This is a genomic window from Aquifex sp. (assembly GCF_056494385.1).
The window spans coordinates 1-15,273 of record NZ_JBSLZM010000029.1; the positions used below are offsets into that span (position 1 = coordinate 1).

Sequence of the window (15,273 nt, forward strand, 5' to 3'; positions counted from 1 at the left end):
GGAGGCAGATAAGTTTAGCGATAAAGTGGCTGGTTGAGGCGGCGAGGGAGAGGCCTAGGGGAAGGGGGCAGTATACGATGATAGAGAGGTTGAAGGCGGAGTTATTGGATGCGTTGAATGAGAAGGGTGGAGCGTATAGGAAGAAGGAGGAGACCCACAGGATGGCACAGGCCAACATGGTCTTTTCCCACTTCAGATGGTAGGTCTTCTTTCCCTTTAAAATATTTTTATGCGAATAATCTTATTCTCAGGAAAGGGTGGTGTAGGTAAAACAACTATTTCCGCAGCTACCGGTTATAAACTCTCAAAGCTCGGAAAGAAGGTTATCGTTGTATCCCTTGACCCTGCACACTCCCTTGCGGACTCCTTTGATATTCCCGAGGAGGAAAGAAGAAAGGCAAAAGGTCTTCCCATAAAGGTTACGGAGAACCTTGAGATTCAAGAGATAGACATACAGGAGGAAATAGAGAGATACTGGGGAGAGGTTTACAGGTTCATAGAGCTCCTTTTTAACACGACGGGTCTCCACGAGATAATCGCGGACGAGCTCGCCATACTACCCGGAATGGAAGAGATAACGAGTCTCCTTTACGTAAATAAGTATTACAGAGAGGGGAATCACGACGTCCTAATCCTTGACCTTCCTCCTACGGGAGAAAGTATACGTTTCGTCTCAATGCCAACCGTTATGAAGTGGTATATGAAGAAGATATTTAAGACCGAAAGGTTGATAATGAAGGTAGCAAGGCCAACCGTTGGGAGGATGACTGACGTTCCCCTGCCTGACGATGAATATTTTAAAGCTCTTGAGACCTTCTATGAAAAGCTTAAAGGTGTTGACGAGATACTCGTAAATCCCGAAATAACCTCAATAAGAATTGTTTCAAACCCTGAGAAGATGGTTCTGAAAGAAAGCCAGAGGGCTTTTCTCTACTTTCTACTTTTTGGTGTAAACGTTGATGCGGTAATAGTTAACAAGATTATCCCTCAGGAAGTTATAGAAAGTGAAAACTGTAAGTATTTTAAGAAGTGGCTTGATATTCAAAAGAAATACATACACGAGATAGAGTCTTACTTCTCTCCTGTTCCCGTGTTTAAGGTTCCCCTCCTTGAGGAAGAGGTTGTCGGTCTTGAGAAACTTGAGAAACTCGCAGATATAGTTTACGGAGAAGAGCCACCCGACAGGGTGTTCCATAAAGAAATTCCTTATAAGATTGAACAAAGAGACGGTGAATACGTAATAAGGATTAAAGCGCCCGGCGTTAGGAAGGAGAGCGTTTCTCTTGTGAAGGGAGAAGACGAAATCGTTGTAAGAGTTGGAAACTTCAAGAGCCACATAATGCTCCCGAGAAAACTAAGAAATCTTGAGCCGGAAAGGGCTAAAGTGGAAAAAGACGAGATTCTTATATTTATGAAGTAATGGAAAAGGACGGATTCAAAAAAGGGGACGTAATTCTCGGTTATTACGAGGTTCTTGAGGAAATAGGAGAGGGTAATTTCGGAAAGGTTTATAAGGTAAGGGCACTAAGGGGAAGGTATAAAGGGAAGATATTCGCCCTGAAGGTTGCAAATAACCCTTACGCTATAACCTACCTCTGGAAGGAAGCTCAGACATTAATTCTCTTTCATCACCCTAACATAATTTCTCTACAGAGTTACCTTTACAAGAAGGATAAAAAGGAGCTTTACCTCATATACGAATACATGGACTTCGGGACTCTTAAGGACTATGTAGAAAGCGAGGGAAAACTATCCGAAGAGGAAACCCTGAAGGTTCTTAAACACGTTGTTAACGCTCTTGAGTATCTACACTCAAGGGGATACATACACAGCGATGTGAGACCTGAAAACGTAATAGGTAAGAGGGTTTTCAACACAGTAATATGGAAGTTAGGGGACTTCGGGCTTATAAAAATAAGGGGTGACGCATCGGTTATAGACGTTAAGGGAGCCCTGGGTTTTATAGCACCGGAGGTTTTCAGGGGGGAGATTCACAGAAGCAGTGATATATACGCTTTGGGATGTCTCACTTACTACATGCTTACCGGTGAGGCACCCTTTAAAGGAGAAACGGTAAAAGAGGTAAAGGAAAAGAATAAAAGGGGAATTGTTGATATTCCCGAACATTTATCAGATAAAATGAAAAATCTCTTAAGGAAGATGCTTGAACCCGATTACAGAAAGCGCTTCAGAACCGCCAAGGAGTTAAAGGAATACCTTGTGGCGGAGGGGCTGGTGTGAAATGGGTTACGGGGTGCGTTTACTACGACAGGGAAAACTTTGCGGACCGATACCTGGCGACGGGAAAGACCTTCGCAATAGCTGACGGGATGGGCATAGGAAAGGGAGCAGTCCTTTCCGCAGAAAAGGCGGTTTCTCTACTCAAGGAGTTTGAGCCCTTCCTTTCCGAGGACTACATAAAAGAAACCTTTAAAAAGATAAATAAAGAAATTATTAAGGAAATAGGAAAGCTGGGTGACAGCGTAATTTCGGGAACAACGCTAAGCCTTCTTTCCCTTAACGGAGACAGGTTCTTCATAGGACATATAGGAGACTCAAGAATTTACAGGCTTAGAAAGGGAAGATTTGAACTCCTCACAGAGGACCACGTTAAATACAGGGGAAACAAGAAAATTGTAAGGGTTCTCGGTCTTGAGTGGAACCCCGAAGTTCAAACCCTCACGGGTGAATTAGAAAGGGGGGATACCTTCCTCCTTATATCGGACGGTTTCTTAAACGTAATATCCGAAAGGGAGCTGAGAGAGATACTCACACACAAGGACCTTGAAGGTAGCAAGGAAACGTTAAAAGAGCTTTTCAGAAAAAGGGCAAAGAGAGGGGAGCTTACCTTTATAATAGTTAAGACTTAGACTTTTCAAAGAGTTCAAGCTCCCTTTCCATAAGTTTTTCTGCTTCCTCCTTTGATACTTCCACGTATAACTTACCAATTAGGTAGTAAAACTTTCTGTTGGAGTCAAGCTCCTTTAAAACTTCCTTAGCGAGCCTTAACTCCTTTTCCATAATATCTCTTTCAAGGATTTCAAGCAGTTCGAGTGCCTCCTTTACCTTTTCTTCTCTTATGAAGCCCTCCTCGTTTCTGCTCCTTTCCTGAAGGGCTGTTTTTAAAAGTTCAGAGAGCCTCTTGAAGACTTCTAACATCTTTCACCTCCGACCAACCTAAGGTTTTATTCTCAGAAGGAACATAAAAAAGCTTATGAGGTCTCAACTCAATTCCGTATAGCTTCCTTACTCTATCCCTTACCTCCTTGTCCGCCCAGAACCAGAAGAGCCTGGAACTTACGGGATTGGGACTCCAGACACCCAACCTGAGAGGAACTTCCCAACTCTTTACCGATGAGGAAAGCTCAAGGTAGAAATCTTCTATTCTTCCTTTTCCCCGGGTTAGTGTGTGCTCCGCATGGATTAAAGCCTCAACGTAAGAGTGAGAAGCCGTTTTTATTTTTTCATAATGCTTTGTTTCAAGAGAGAGTTTAACTACACCTTCGTAGATATACGCTTCTCCGAAAAAATTCTCTTGGTCCCGTTTTAGGTCGTAAATAAACAGCTTAACCTTCTTAAAACTTTTTTCATCAAGGTTTATCTTTTCGGGAACGTGTATATCTCCCAGAATTTCCTCCTTATCGAAAAGAGCTTTTTTTTGTATGAAGCTAAGGAACCTTGTAAGAGGGACCTTCTTATGGGTAAGTATGTAGTGTCTTACCTCATTCCTTAGCTTTTGGTTCTTCTTCAGGGAATAAAAAATGAGAGCGGTTTTTAGAAATTTCTTTATTTGCGAACCCCTTAGATAAAGCCCATGAGGCTTATCCTTTAGAAAATCAAAAGAAGGAAGTAAGGGAGACCAGAAAACCAAGGAGCTCATTGAACCTTTGCCTCTTCTTTTCCTACCGCTCTTACTTCCTCAAGAAGTTCTTCTATCTTCGTATAGAGGTCCGCTATAGCTTCTTCAAGGGTTCTCCTTAATGCTTCAAGGGCACCTATCTCTTTCCTTATCTTATCAATAGCCTCATCGTAGCTCATAACGGCTGATATACCCGTTCCGAGGCTCATTATCACTTCGTCAACACCTTCACTTTTTGCCTTTACCTGTGCGGTTGCTCCTACAGGAAGGAGTATTTCCTTCCCTTTTCCGAGTTCCTTAAGAGACCTTAAGGTTACCTCAGCGGTTCTGTAGTCGGATATGGACTGGTTAATAACAGCTATTTCCGCTCTGAGAGCCTCAATCGTAGCCATATAACCCCTCAGCTGCTTATTTAGCTCCTCCATTCTCTTTTCAGCCTTTTCTTGAGCATTCTTTTTTTCTTCCGCCATCCTTCTCCACCTCCTCAATAAGTTTTAATTTTTAATATAATTACTATAATAATATTTTCAATAATTTATATCATAAAATATGAGTGCTATATACTCAATATATCTGACAAAAAAATTTAGAAAGAGAGAAAATCTCTGTAATTGAGTATCAGTTTCCTGTTAGCTTCCGCTTCTTTTATGCGTTTTACGGGTGTTCGGTGCGGTGCAGTTCTTACCACCTCGGGTTTTTCTCTTACCTCTTTTACTATGTTTGCGAGTGCTTTTGCAAACTCAAGAAGTGTTTCGGGGCTTTCGGTCTCCGTAGGTTCTATCATAAGTGCTTCCTTAACTATTAACGGAAAATACATAGTGGGAGCGTAAAATCCGTAATCAAGAAGTCTTTTTGCAATATCTCCGGCCTTCACGTTATACTTAAGCAGATTAGAAGCGGATAGAACGAACTCATGCATACAGGGAGAAGAGGGATATGGGTCTTTAAAGAGTCCTTTAAGGAGGTGTTTTAAGTATCTTGCATTTAAAACAGCAAAGTCCGAAACTTTACTTATATCTTTTCCGTAAGTGAGTATGTATGCGAGGGCTTTCATCCAAACTGTAAAATGCCCCCAAAAGCCGAGAATCTTTCCTATACTTTTGGGGATGTCCCAGTTAAGGAAATATCTCTTTCCATCATAATCTATCTGGGGAACGGGAAGGTAGGGTTTCAGCTTCTCGGAAACACCTACTGGTCCCGCACCCGGTCCGCCTCCTCCGTGGGGTGTGGAAAAGGTTTTATGAAGGTTGAAATGCATAACATCTACGCCCCACTCTCCCGGCTTGAACTTACCCACGAGGGCGTTAAAGTTTGCTCCGTCCATATAAAGGAGTGCATCCTTTTTGTGAAGCTCACGGGCTATTTCCCTTATTTTTCTTTCAAAAATACCTAAGGTGTTCGGATTCGTTATCATAAGTGCTGCAACTCTTTCATCAAGCTTCTTCATAAAATCCTCAAAATCAAGCTCTCCGTTTTTATCGCTCTTTACCACTCTTATATCAAACCCGCATATTGCTGCGGTTGCTGGATTCGTCCCGTGGGCTGAATCAGGAATGAGAACGACGTTCTTCTCTTTATTCCCCTTATCGTCGTGATAAGCCCTTATCAGAAGAAGACCGAGAAGCTCTCCGTGAGCACCTGCTGCAGGTTGGAGAGAAACCTCTGCAAAGCCGCCGAGCTCCTTCAGGAGCTCCTTAAGTTGGTAAACAAGCTTAAGAACAGGTTGTATAAACTCCTCCGGGGTAAAAGGATGAAGACCGAGAAACTCCTTTCTGTTTACGAGTTCTTCGTTTATCTTGGGGTTGTACTTCATAGTGCATGAGCCTAAAGGAACCATCGTTGTGTCAACCGCGTAGTTAAGCTGGGAGAGTTTTGTATAGTGTCTTACTGCTTCAAGTTCTGAGACTTCCGGAAAGTTAAGCTCCCTCCTTAAATACTCCTTCGGAATAACTTCCTCGGGATTTAGTCTCTCAACGTCAAGTTCTGGGAGCTTATACCCTTTCCTTCCGGGCTTTGAGCTCTCAAAAATTAACTTCATAAGAGATTAGTTTAAAATTTTTAGGATATGTCTAAAAAGGTGGTAATTCTAGGAAGTGGTCCTAACCGCATAGGCCAGGGGATTGAGTTTGATTACGCATGTGTTCACGCGGTTTTTTCCCTCCAGGAAGAAGGATACAAGGCAATAATGGTTAACTGCAACCCCGAAACGGTATCAACGGACTACGATACGGCTGATAAGCTTTTCTTTGAACCTGTTGTATTTGAGCACGTTATGGACATAATAGAGCGGGAAAAACCGGAGGGTGTTATACTCCAGTTCGGCGGACAGACTCCTTTAAAGCTTTCAATTCCATTAAAAAAGCAAAACGTAAACATACTCGGAACCCAGCCCGAAAATATAGACAAGGCGGAGGATAGGGAGCAGTTCAGGAAACTAATAATAGAACTCGGACTAAAGCAGCCCCAAAGCGGGACAGCAAAAACTAAAGAGGAGGCTTTAAGAATAGCCTCTTCCATAGGATACCCCGTTCTTGTTAGACCCTCTTACGTTCTCGGCGGAAGGGCTATGAGAATTGTCTACGACGAAGAGGAACTCAAAGAATACCTTGAGGAGGCGGTAAGCGTAAGTTACGAGAGACCGGTTCTTATAGACAAGTTTCTTGAGGATAGTGTAGAGCTTGACGTTGACGCGGTTTCTGACTCCCGGGATGTTTTAATAGGTGCCGTTATGGAACACATAGAGCAAGCAGGTGTCCACTCGGGAGATAGTGCAACCTCAATACCTCCCTATACATTGAGTGATGAAGTTGTTGAAGAGGTTAAAGACCAAACGAGGAAGCTCGCTTTAGCCCTTGAGGTAAAGGGTCTCATAAACGTCCAGTTCGCAGTTTACAACGGCGATATATACGTTCTTGAGGTAAATCCGAGGGCTTCAAGAACAGTTCCCTTTGTTAGCAAAAGTGTGGGATATCCCCTCGCGAAGATAGCTACGAAGGTATTACTCGGAAAGAAGTTAAGGGATATCCTTCCGGAGGTTTTCGAAAGGGTAGAAAAGGGAGAAACTCATACAGCTTCCGACTTTCTTCCTAAGGATAAGAAAATTTTCACTGTGAAGGAAGTTGTGTTTCCCTGGAAGCGTTTTCCCGAGGTTGACCCCGTTCTGGGTCCCGAGATGAAGTCAACGGGAGAGGTTATGGGAATTGACGAGGATTTCGGACTTGCTTACTACAAAGCTCAGCTTTCCGCAGGATACAGACTGCCGGAAAAGGGAAACGTCTTTATAAGCGTTGCGGACAGGGATAAGCCCAAGATTGTTGGCCTCGCAACGGGCTTTCACGAACTCGGCTTTAATATCTTTGCAACCTCGGGCACTTATAGACTCCTTACGGAAAAGGGGATACCCGCTATAAAGGTTTTGAAAGTTTCGGAAGGAAGACCGAACGTCGTAGATATGATTATAAACGGGGATATTCATCTCATAATAAACACACCTTCGGGTAAAAGGGAAAAAAGTGATGCCTATTACATAAGGAGAGCCGCGGTCCAGTTTAACGTTCCTTACTATACAACAGTAAGGGCTGGATACGCAGTACTTGAAGCGATAAAGAGCTACAGAAGACTAAAAGAAAGTGGGTTAAGTCTCTCGGTCAGACCCCTTCAGGCCATTCACAGCGTTTAAAATTTTTCTCACCATCTCATTTATCTTTTCCACATTCGGTTTCTCTATCGGTTTAGTGAATATAAAACCCTGAACATAGTCTGTTCCCATATAAAGAAGGGTCTCAAGCTCTTCAGGTCTTTCAACGCCCTCCGATACAACCTTTATATTACTCTCATGGGCTATCCTTATAAGGTAGTTAACTATTATCTTCTTTAAGTTATGCTTGTGTATATTCCTTATAAGCTCCATATCTATCTTGATTAGGTCGGGGCTGAGTTCGGAGAGGTAAAAAAGTCCCGAGTATCCGGAACCTACATCGTCAAGGGCGACCTTTACCCCTTCGGATTTCAAGAATGATATAAGGCTCTTTACAGCTGTTATATCAAGTTCTTCATACTCTGTAAGCTCAACCACTATCTGAGAAGGGTTAATCTCGTGCATATAAACGGTTGTTAAAAAGTCCCCGAAGGTTTTTAAAGGGTCCTTTAGAAAACGGGGATGGAAGTTCAGAAATAAAAGCCTGTTTCCGAGAAACTCCCTTGCTCTTTTTAATGCTTCATACCTGCAGAAGTTTTCGGAAAACTCGGAGGTGCTCTTTCCCACGTTTATGAGGTCAACAATCCTTATAGGGGGTCTGCAAAGGGCTTCAAAAGCTGCCACTTCTTTCTTTTTTACGTCAACAATAGGGTGAAAAACTATCTTTGTATCTATGAAAATCTTACCAATTTCGTTGTAAATGAGTTTATCTATCAGAACATCGGGGGTTTTTGCCTTAACAACCGCCTTCAGGAGGGATTCACAAGAAGCCATATCAACGTTTCCTTCGTAAAAACGAAGGGACTTTAAGGCTTCCTCACTTAGCTCCGAAAATATGTATAAAAGCTCCTCGTCCTTTATTCTATTTACCTTAACGACGTTTCCCACCCTTTCCCACTTTATACCGAGCTCATCAAGTAGGGCGGTAAATTCCTCAAGATATTTTTCTTCTTCAAAAACAAAAAGTTTTTCTGCCATACTATTATCGCCGTGGATTACTTAGCCTTAACTATTATAGGACTATTTACAGGCATTCTATACGCGGAAGAGATAAGGAGGAGGAAAAATCCCCTTTATTCTTTCCCTCTTAGGTTCGGTATTCTAGGGTTGATACTTTTCTTCGTCCTTCAACTCTTCGGTGCAGAGGGAGGCTTCGTATTTACGATTTCCCACGTTGTTGGCAGACTACTCTGGGTTTTTTACAGGACTTTTATAAAACCTTGACACTTGATAAAAGCATACTAAATTTATTTATCAGAAAACCTAATAAGGAGGTGGGAAAGATGGACAGGAAAATGATAGTTTGGAGACCTTTTGAAGAACTGGAAAGGATAAAGAGGGACTTTGATAGGATACTTGAAGAGTTCCTTCCCGGAAGGGAAGGACAACCTCAAGCTTTAGTTCCTCCCGTTGAGGTTTACGAGACGGACAAGGAAGTCGTCATAAAGGCAGACCTCCCCGGTGTGAAGAAAGAGGACATAGAGATAACCGTTAAGGAAAACATGGTTGCTATAAGGGCTGAAAGAAAAGAAGAGCAGGAAGAAAAAACGGAAAACGTTTACAGAACCGAGAGGTTCTACGGAGTAATAGAAAGGGTAATTCCCTTACCCGTTGAAGTAGACCCCGAAGGTGCAAAAGCCGAATACAAAGACGGCGTTCTTGAGATAAGAATACCGAAAGTTCACGTAGAAAAGGAAAAGAAGATAAAGCTCGCTTAATCCTCCCTTACTCTTTCTATCCTTGCCCCGAGTTTTTTTAACTTTTCCTCAAGCTTTTCATAACCCCTGTCAAGATGGTATATGTTCCTTATAAGTGTTTTCCCCTTTGCTACGAGTCCGGCAAGAACGAGGGAAGCCGAAGCTCTTAAATCTGTTGAGCAAACCTCAGCCCCGTAAAGTTCCTTAACTCCGTTCACGTAAGCGGTGTTTCCCCTTATAGTTATACATGCCCCGAGTCTGTTCAGTTCCTGGGCGTGATGAAATCTATTTTCAAAAATTTTTTCCTTTATTACCGACCTCCCATCAGCCAATGAGAGAAGCGCCATAAACTGGGCTTGCATATCCGTAGGAAATCCCGGATAAACCTCCGTTTCTATGTAAACGGGTTTTAGCCTTCCTTCCCTTCTGAAGACTTTTATTCCGTTTTCGCTTTTCACCACCCTTCCCCCTATCTCTTCAAGTTTCTTTATAACACTTTCAAGGTGGCCTGGATTTGCCCCTTTTAAGAGAACTTCACCATCAGACAACACCGCACCTACCATAAAGGTGCCTGCTTCAATACGGTCGGGTATTACGGAGTGAATGAAGCCCTTCGGGTTTTCCGTTCCCTTAATCCTTGCGGTTCTCCCCCTTACTTCTATTTTTGCCCCCATCTTTCTTAAAACTTCTATTAGGTCCATAACCTCCGGTTCAAGGGCTATATTCTCAAGGATACTCTCTTCGGGAACGCTCGCCAGATAAAGGAGTGCGTTCTCTGTTCCCGTGACCGTTACGAGTTCAAAAGAGAAGTGAACACCCCTTTTCTTATCAATACTTGCGTAAATGTATCCGTTTCTTATCTCTACTTTGGCACCTGCGGATTTAAAAAACTTTATATGCTGGTCAACGGGTCTGGCTCCTATGGAACATCCCCCCGGGAGTCCCACAACCGCCTTTCCGAACCTTCCGAGCAGTGGTCCGAGGGAGAGTATGGAAGCCCTCATCAGTCTTACTATCTCTTGTCCTGTTGTAAAAGAGCTTACGGTAGGTTTCACGAATACCCTTTTCCCTACCTGTTCAACCTCTGCACCGAGATTTTTCAGTAGCTTAATCGTGTTTCTTACATCAAGTAGGTCGGGAACGTTTGTTATTAAGCACTCTTCTTCCGTTAGTATGGTTGAGAAAAGAATGGGAAGGGAGGCATTTTTAGCACCCGAAACCTCAATTTCCCCCCTTAGGGGGACACCTCCCTCAACCACAAAGTAATCACTGTAAGTATATAAGGTAGTGCTCGTCATCTTTAGGAATAACTATCTTAACGATATCGTAATCCTTTGAGTAGTAAAGAATAACTCCTTCGTCGTTCTCTTCGTAAACTATCTCCTTATCCGAGTAAACAACTATTATCTTGTCCTCCTTTTCCTCTACACAGGGATAGGTTATATTCTCACCACTACACATGTTATAGCTTCCTTGACTCCTTCAAGGGAGTGAATTTTATTTATCACAAGTCTTCCGAGTTCGTCTTGATTGGGAACCTCTACAAAAACTATTATGTCGTAGGGTCCAGTGACAACGTCCGCGGTTTTTACACCTTCAAAAGTTGAGAGTGCAAGCATTATTGAAGGTATCTCCCTCGGGTCCGCCTTTATCAAAATGTATGCCCTTATAGCGTATTCAGATTCCAACTCCATTAACTCCGTTATGGACATTGGATAATTCTTTTCTTCGGGGTTCATTTTCTACCTCCTCGGTAAATATTCTTAAGATTATATCCGCACTTTCCGGGTTTCTCTTCATTTCCCTTATAGCCCTGTGTATTAATTTTCTAAGGTATGGATTACTCTTCAATCCGTCAATACTTTGTTTCAGCTTAAGAATGTAGGGTTCCACCTTCAGGCTCTCATACCAGTTCCTGAACTTCTTCACCTCATCCCACAGTATTATCTCTCCCCTTTGGGCTTCCTTCATTCTCTCCTTTAGGTTTTCTTCAACAACCTGTTTAAGGTCGTCAATATCGTAAAGGAATACACTCTCTATCTCCGAAACGGAAGGCTCAACGTTCCTCGGAACGGATATATCTATAACAAACTGGGGCTCGTAATTTCTCCTCCTTATTGATTCTTCAAACTCTTTCTTCGTAAGTATGTAGCTTTTTGCACCCGTTGAGACGATAACTATGTCCATAAGGTGGAGGTATTCCCTTAGTTTCTCAAACCTTAGTGCGTTTCCTCCAAGTGTTCTTGCGAGTTTTAGGGCTTTTTCGTATGTTCTGTTCGTTATGTGTAGGTTTGTCCCGAACCTCTTCAGGTAGTTTGCGGCAAGCTCCCCCATCTCTCCCGCCCCTATCAGTAGGACGTTAGCCTCCCTAAGCTCCCCGAAAATCTTCCTTGCGAGCTCAACCGCTGCGTAGGATACGGAAACCGCACTTCTGCTAATTCCCGTTTCTGTTCTCACTCTCTTTGATGCTCTTAGAGCCCTCTCGTAAACCCTGTTCAGGATTTTACCTACTGTATCAAGCTCCTTTGCAACCCCGTACGCCTCCTTAAACTGAGCTACTATCTGTGGCTCGCCTATTACCATAGAGTCAAGACTTGAAGCCACCTTAAATATGTGAAATACCGCTTCATCTCCCTTCTTAACGAAAAAATGTTTCTTGAAAGATTGGGGAAGTCCTTTTAGGGAAAGGAGCTTTTCTACCACTTTATCGGATACGTCAACTATGTTGTAAGCGTAAACCTCAACTCTGTTACAAGTTGATAGAAGCATAACTTCCTCTAACGGAATTTCTCTCTTCAAGGTCGGGAGTATGCTTTTCGTTTCCTCAAGGTTACAAGCCAGCTTTTCCCTTACCTCTACGGGGGCTACTTTAAAGTTCACCCCCACCACGAATATTTCGCCCATCAGGTTTTAAATTATTCCATTTTTTTAAGACTTATGTCATAAAACCTTAATATCTCCGAAGTTATCTCGTTGGAAAGGAGTATGTGCTCCTCCCTTATCCTCACCCTACCCTCTTTTTCTTCAAGAAACTCTCGCAGGTATTCGGGAAACTCGGGGAGTAGCTCTTTTCTTACTCCCTTTCTCAACCTCAGGTTAAGGATAATTCTTTCTTTTATTAGCTCTTTATCGTCAAGGGGAAGGTTATACTCAACGGGCTTTTTGCCCTTTCCTAAGAGCTTCAGGTATCTGTATAAGTTTCTCGTGTTGCCGTATCTCTTCTTTTCGTAAAATCCCCACGCGGATACACCGAAACCCAGAAACTCCTCAAGCTCCCAGTAAAGAAGGTTATGCCTGCACTCGTATCCTCTCCTTGCCCAGTTTGATACCTCGTATCTTTCGAACCCGAGAGCTTTTAATCCCTCGGAAAGAATATTGTGCATTTTTACAATACTTTCTTCATCCGGGGGTGAAAGCTCCCCTTTTTTAAACAGTATGCCCATGGGCGTGTCCTCATACAGGGTAAGGAGGTATGCGGAAATGTGTTTTACGGGAAACCTCCCGAGCCCTTTAAGCTCCTCCTCTATATCTTTGGGTGTTTGTGAGGGATAGCCCCATATAATGTCAACGTTTACGTTCTCATAACCGAGCTCAAAAATTCCCTCAAGGAAGGTATATACGTCTTTTAGGCTGTGCTTTCTTCCGAGAGCCTTTAAGCCCTTCTCGGTAAAGCTCTGAACCCCGAGGCTTATCCTGTTAATCCCGAGCTCTTTAAACTTCTTGAACTTCTCTTTTTCAAAGGTTTCCGGATTACACTCTATAGTTATTTCGGAAGGTTTAAAGGTGAAGCTTTTATAAATTTCCTCCATTACCTCTTCAATGTGTTTAGGCTCAAGAAGTGATGGGGTTCCCCCTCCGAAGTAAAGGGTCTTAACTTCCCCTTCTATACCTTTATATAGGTTTATCTCTCTCTTCAGGGCTCTTATATACTCTTCGTGGCTTATATCGGAGTTTACAACGGACATGAAGTCGCAGTAAGGACACTTATACGTGCAGAAAGGTATGTGTATGTAAATGCCTCTAATCATCGGATTTTAATTTAGTTAGGTTATATTAAACTTCACTATGCCAGCTGACCCGAGAAACGCAGGAAAGGATAAAGGAAACCTTGAGATGGAACTTAAGAATCTCCTTACATCCGCAAGGATAAGGAAGATGGAGTACGAGGCTATAGTTGATGAGCTTGAAGAGGACGAACTGAAGTATGACCTTTTTGAGTATAAGGAGTATTACGAAACCAGCGTAAAGCCTTATATAGATAAGGCGTATAAGAACGGGAACGAGAAGCTCGTAGCTATGGCGGAAGAGATAAAAGGTATATTTGAAGAAATCATCGACATGATTACCGCAAGGATAGACGAACTATCTAAAAAGTGAAGAGGGTATTTATATCCCTCGCGGACCGTTCCGCATCAAACTACGTTTACGAGATATTTAAAGAAGGATTTGAGGAATACGAGATACTAGGTCTTACAGATTCAAGACTTGAACAAATAGGTATAAAAAGTATCGGAAGGTATGAGGAGATATCCGCCGTAGGCATAACGGAAGCCTTAACGAAGATTCCTAAGTTCTTAAAACTATACGGGAAGATTCTTAAAAGTGTTCAAAAGGTTGATACCTTAATTCTTTGCGATGCACCTGCTCTAAACCTAAAACTCCTGAAGGATGCAAGGAAGATAGGCGTTAAAAAAGTTATCTACTTCATTTCTCCCCAAGTTTGGGCTTGGAAACCTAAAAGGGCTCAGATAATAGGAGAGTTTGCAGACCACCTAATCGTAATACTGCCCTTTGAAAAGGGTATTTACAGAAAGTTTAAAAACTTAAGGGTTCACTACGTCGGACATCCCCTCGTTGATATGGTAAAGCCGAGAAGTGATAGGGAAAGGTTCTTAAGTAAGTTCAGGAGGAAGCCACTACCCCTTCTTTTGGGAAGCAGGGAAACGGAGATAAAGAGGCATGTAAAGCTCTTTAAGGATAAAATTGACAATTTAAAAAGGGAGTTTGAGCCTGTATCCCCTACTTTTCCCGAGTATGAAAGGTTCATAAGAAGGGAACTAGGGGTAAAGACCCTCACCTATGAAGGAGCTTCTTACGACTGTTTCCACCACTCGGAAGCTTCGGTAATAGCCTCAGGAACCGCTTCCCTTGAGGCCGGACTTTCCTTAAACCCTCACGTCGTTTATTACAGGGTAAACCCCATTACATACCTTATAGGAAAAAGGCTGGTTAAGGTTCCCTTCGTAAGCCTTGTTAACATACTTCTCAAAAGGGAGGTAATTCCCGAAGTAATACAGAAGGATGCAGAGGAAATATTCAGAAAGTTTGAGTATGTTTACGAAAAAAGGGAAAAGATAAGGGAAGATTTGAGCGTGCTTAGATACGTCCTGGGGGAAAGCGGAGTTATAGCAAGACTCAGGGAACTGTTTAAGGAGATAATTTAGTATATCTCTTATGATTAGGTTTGAAAATTACGAGGTTGCCGTAGTTATAGTTATGACGAGATTCCTTGAGGCTATTGCTATAGTTCTCGCAATATACCTTGCACTTAAGAAGTATAAGCTGAGGTACGTAATCGCTCCTGCGGGAATAGTTTTTCTGAGCGTTCTTACAAACCTCGTGGGACTCATCTACAGGGAGTATTTCCCGATAATTGCATCCGTTAATTTCTTGACGACCGCTCTTTTACTTTCCCTCCTCGTTTTTTACGTCGTTAAAAATCCCGAAAAGACGAGGGATTTCACGCCTCCTAAGGAAACCAGGTGCCCCGTGTGCAACGTTCTAATCCTTAGAGAAGATGAACTATGTACCGCAAAGATAGGGGATTACACCTACTTTTTTGATACCTGCCACCACCTCGTTCAGCTCCTCAGCGAGCCCGAATACTTTCTTGAAAAGGGAAGCGTATTTAAGGGTGATATAAAGGAGGTTTTCGTAAAGACAAAAGACACAAAGCGCTGGAAAAAGCTGGACAACGTGAAACTCGTTGAGGAGGACGGAAAGGTAGTTCCCTACGAAAA

The 15,273-nt window shown here is 42.6% G+C and carries 19 protein-coding genes and 1 pseudogene; 10 read left to right on the plus strand and 10 right to left on the minus strand.

Translation table 11 applies throughout. The annotated features are described in order from the left end of the window. The 4 genes and pseudogenes from ACWB1W_RS02160 to ACWB1W_RS02175 all read left to right on the plus strand — a co-directional run. Nucleotides 1-203 (plus strand): annotated as a pseudogene (locus tag ACWB1W_RS02160) (30S ribosomal protein S7); the annotation flags it as partial. A 26-nt stretch (nucleotides 204-229) separates the two neighbouring features. Continuing rightward, on the plus strand, nucleotides 230-1,420 hold the full coding sequence (locus tag ACWB1W_RS02165) for a TRC40/GET3/ArsA family transport-energizing ATPase (RefSeq protein WP_479369757.1): 1,191 nt from the start codon (nucleotides 230-232) through the stop codon (nucleotides 1,418-1,420). Then, nucleotides 1,420-2,241 carry a serine/threonine protein kinase gene (locus ACWB1W_RS02170; RefSeq protein ID WP_479369758.1) on the plus strand — a complete coding sequence of 274 codons (822 nt, stop codon included), beginning with the start codon at nucleotides 1,420-1,422 and terminating at the stop codon, nucleotides 2,239-2,241. Before ACWB1W_RS02165 ends, ACWB1W_RS02170 begins: the two co-directional genes overlap by 1 nt. Next, on the plus strand, nucleotides 2,238-2,870 hold the full coding sequence (locus ACWB1W_RS02175; protein WP_479369759.1) for a PP2C family protein-serine/threonine phosphatase: 633 nt from the start codon (nucleotides 2,238-2,240) through the stop codon (nucleotides 2,868-2,870). Before ACWB1W_RS02170 ends, ACWB1W_RS02175 begins: the two co-directional genes overlap by 4 nt. On the opposite strand, the gene ACWB1W_RS02180 is transcribed toward ACWB1W_RS02175, so the two are convergent. The 4 genes from ACWB1W_RS02180 to gcvPB all read right to left on the minus strand — a co-directional run bounded on the left by ACWB1W_RS02180 (nucleotide 2,860) and on the right by gcvPB (nucleotide 5,897). Beyond that, a complete protein-coding gene (locus ACWB1W_RS02180) occupies nucleotides 2,860-3,159 on the minus strand; it encodes a prefoldin subunit (RefSeq protein ID WP_479369760.1) in 300 nt (99 codons plus the stop codon). The genes ACWB1W_RS02175 and ACWB1W_RS02180 overlap by 11 nt on opposite strands. Further along, nucleotides 3,131-3,880 carry a hypothetical protein gene (locus ACWB1W_RS02185; protein WP_479369761.1) on the minus strand — a complete coding sequence of 250 codons (750 nt, stop codon included), beginning with the start codon at nucleotides 3,878-3,880 and terminating at the stop codon, nucleotides 3,131-3,133. Before ACWB1W_RS02185 ends, ACWB1W_RS02180 begins: the two co-directional genes overlap by 29 nt. Then, nucleotides 3,877-4,329 (minus strand): prefoldin subunit alpha, encoded by a 453-nt coding sequence (gene pfdA, locus ACWB1W_RS02190; RefSeq protein ID WP_479369762.1) that lies wholly within the window; start codon nucleotides 4,327-4,329, stop codon nucleotides 3,877-3,879. The genes ACWB1W_RS02185 and pfdA overlap by 4 nt, the downstream gene beginning before the upstream one ends. Nucleotides 4,330-4,445: 116 nt before the next feature. Continuing rightward, nucleotides 4,446-5,897, minus strand: coding sequence for an aminomethyl-transferring glycine dehydrogenase subunit GcvPB (gcvPB, locus tag ACWB1W_RS02195; protein ID WP_479369763.1), 1,452 nt, complete (start codon nucleotides 5,895-5,897; stop codon nucleotides 4,446-4,448). A gap of 27 nt (nucleotides 5,898-5,924) precedes the next feature. Between gcvPB and carB the strand changes: the two genes are divergently transcribed. Further along, nucleotides 5,925-7,538: a carbamoyl-phosphate synthase large subunit gene (gene carB, locus ACWB1W_RS02200; RefSeq protein WP_479369764.1), complete on the plus strand. Its 1,614-nt coding sequence runs from the start codon at nucleotides 5,925-5,927 to the stop codon at nucleotides 7,536-7,538. Here the strand turns inward: carB and ACWB1W_RS02205 are convergent. Continuing rightward, complete coding sequence (locus tag ACWB1W_RS02205; protein WP_479369765.1) at nucleotides 7,494-8,534, minus strand: EAL domain-containing protein; 1,041 nt, start codon at nucleotides 8,532-8,534, stop codon at nucleotides 7,494-7,496. The genes carB and ACWB1W_RS02205 overlap by 45 nt on opposite strands. A gap of 12 nt (nucleotides 8,535-8,546) precedes the next feature. Between ACWB1W_RS02205 and ACWB1W_RS02210 the strand changes: the two genes are divergently transcribed. Together ACWB1W_RS02210 and ACWB1W_RS02215 are read left to right on the plus strand one after the other, a co-directional pair. Further along, a complete protein-coding gene (locus tag ACWB1W_RS02210; RefSeq protein ID WP_479369766.1) occupies nucleotides 8,547-8,780 on the plus strand; it encodes a hypothetical protein in 234 nt (77 codons plus the stop codon). A gap of 59 nt (nucleotides 8,781-8,839) precedes the next feature. Further along, complete coding sequence (locus ACWB1W_RS02215) at nucleotides 8,840-9,274, plus strand: Hsp20/alpha crystallin family protein (protein WP_479369767.1); 435 nt, start codon at nucleotides 8,840-8,842, stop codon at nucleotides 9,272-9,274. Here ACWB1W_RS02215 and murA read toward each other — a convergent pair. Genes murA through hemW form a run of 5 tightly spaced genes read right to left on the minus strand, consistent with a single transcriptional unit; the run spans nucleotide 9,271 to nucleotide 13,281 of the window. After that, nucleotides 9,271-10,551 (minus strand): UDP-N-acetylglucosamine 1-carboxyvinyltransferase, encoded by a 1,281-nt coding sequence (gene murA / locus ACWB1W_RS02220; RefSeq protein ID WP_479369768.1) that lies wholly within the window; start codon nucleotides 10,549-10,551, stop codon nucleotides 9,271-9,273. The two genes, ACWB1W_RS02215 and murA, sit on opposite strands and share 4 nt — an antisense overlap. Continuing rightward, complete coding sequence (locus tag ACWB1W_RS02225) at nucleotides 10,520-10,714, minus strand: hypothetical protein (RefSeq protein ID WP_479369769.1); 195 nt, start codon at nucleotides 10,712-10,714, stop codon at nucleotides 10,520-10,522. The genes murA and ACWB1W_RS02225 overlap by 32 nt, the downstream gene beginning before the upstream one ends. Next, entirely contained in the window at nucleotides 10,693-10,965 is a 273-nt protein-coding gene (locus ACWB1W_RS02230; RefSeq protein WP_208002275.1) for an Lrp/AsnC family transcriptional regulator, read from the minus strand. The genes ACWB1W_RS02225 and ACWB1W_RS02230 overlap by 22 nt, the downstream gene beginning before the upstream one ends. Then, nucleotides 10,931-12,157, minus strand: a complete 1,227-nt coding sequence (gene hemA, locus ACWB1W_RS02235; protein ID WP_479369770.1) for a glutamyl-tRNA reductase — start codon at nucleotides 12,155-12,157, stop codon at nucleotides 10,931-10,933. The genes ACWB1W_RS02230 and hemA overlap by 35 nt, the downstream gene beginning before the upstream one ends. 11 nt (nucleotides 12,158-12,168) lie before the next feature. Beyond that, nucleotides 12,169-13,281, minus strand: coding sequence for a radical SAM family heme chaperone HemW (hemW, locus tag ACWB1W_RS02240; protein WP_479369771.1), 1,113 nt, complete (start codon nucleotides 13,279-13,281; stop codon nucleotides 12,169-12,171). A gap of 37 nt (nucleotides 13,282-13,318) precedes the next feature. On the opposite strand from hemW, the gene ACWB1W_RS02245 reads away from it, so the two are divergent. The 3 genes from ACWB1W_RS02245 to ACWB1W_RS02255 form a co-directional block, all read left to right on the plus strand. Next, complete coding sequence (locus ACWB1W_RS02245; RefSeq protein ID WP_479369772.1) at nucleotides 13,319-13,630, plus strand: hypothetical protein; 312 nt, start codon at nucleotides 13,319-13,321, stop codon at nucleotides 13,628-13,630. After that, on the plus strand, nucleotides 13,627-14,697 hold the full coding sequence (gene lpxB / locus ACWB1W_RS02250) for a lipid-A-disaccharide synthase (protein ID WP_479369773.1): 1,071 nt from the start codon (nucleotides 13,627-13,629) through the stop codon (nucleotides 14,695-14,697). The genes ACWB1W_RS02245 and lpxB overlap by 4 nt, the downstream gene beginning before the upstream one ends. A 10-nt stretch (nucleotides 14,698-14,707) precedes the next feature. Continuing rightward, on the plus strand, nucleotides 14,708-15,273 hold a 566-nt coding region (locus ACWB1W_RS02255; protein ID WP_479369774.1), incomplete at its 3' end, for a hypothetical protein.

Bases quoted from the DNA above. Each gene is read 5' to 3' on its own strand.
- ACWB1W_RS02165 (WP_479369757.1), top strand. From the start codon at position 230: ATGCGAATAATCTTATTCTCAGGAAAGGGTGGTGTAGGTAAAACAACT.
- ACWB1W_RS02170 (WP_479369758.1), top strand. From the start codon at position 1,420: ATGGAAAAGGACGGATTCAAAAAAGGGGACGTAATTCTCGGTTATTAC.
- ACWB1W_RS02180 (WP_479369760.1), bottom strand. From the start codon at position 3,159: ATGTTAGAAGTCTTCAAGAGGCTCTCTGAACTTTTAAAAACAGCCCTT.
- ACWB1W_RS02185 (WP_479369761.1), bottom strand. From the start codon at position 3,880: ATGAGCTCCTTGGTTTTCTGGTCTCCCTTACTTCCTTCTTTTGATTTT.
- pfdA (WP_479369762.1), bottom strand. From the start codon at position 4,329: ATGGCGGAAGAAAAAAAGAATGCTCAAGAAAAGGCTGAAAAGAGAATG.
- gcvPB (WP_479369763.1), bottom strand. From the start codon at position 5,897: ATGAAGTTAATTTTTGAGAGCTCAAAGCCCGGAAGGAAAGGGTATAAG.
- carB (WP_479369764.1), top strand. From the start codon at position 5,925: ATGTCTAAAAAGGTGGTAATTCTAGGAAGTGGTCCTAACCGCATAGGC.
- ACWB1W_RS02205 (WP_479369765.1), bottom strand. From the start codon at position 8,534: ATGGCAGAAAAACTTTTTGTTTTTGAAGAAGAAAAATATCTTGAGGAA.
- ACWB1W_RS02215 (WP_479369767.1), top strand. From the start codon at position 8,840: ATGGACAGGAAAATGATAGTTTGGAGACCTTTTGAAGAACTGGAAAGG.
- murA (WP_479369768.1), bottom strand. From the start codon at position 10,551: ATGACGAGCACTACCTTATATACTTACAGTGATTACTTTGTGGTTGAG.
- ACWB1W_RS02225 (WP_479369769.1), bottom strand. From the start codon at position 10,714: ATGTGTAGTGGTGAGAATATAACCTATCCCTGTGTAGAGGAAAAGGAG.
- ACWB1W_RS02230 (WP_208002275.1), bottom strand. From the start codon at position 10,965: ATGTCCATAACGGAGTTAATGGAGTTGGAATCTGAATACGCTATAAGG.
- hemA (WP_479369770.1), bottom strand. From the start codon at position 12,157: ATGGGCGAAATATTCGTGGTGGGGGTGAACTTTAAAGTAGCCCCCGTA.
- hemW (WP_479369771.1), bottom strand. From the start codon at position 13,281: ATGATTAGAGGCATTTACATACACATACCTTTCTGCACGTATAAGTGT.
- ACWB1W_RS02245 (WP_479369772.1), top strand. From the start codon at position 13,319: ATGCCAGCTGACCCGAGAAACGCAGGAAAGGATAAAGGAAACCTTGAG.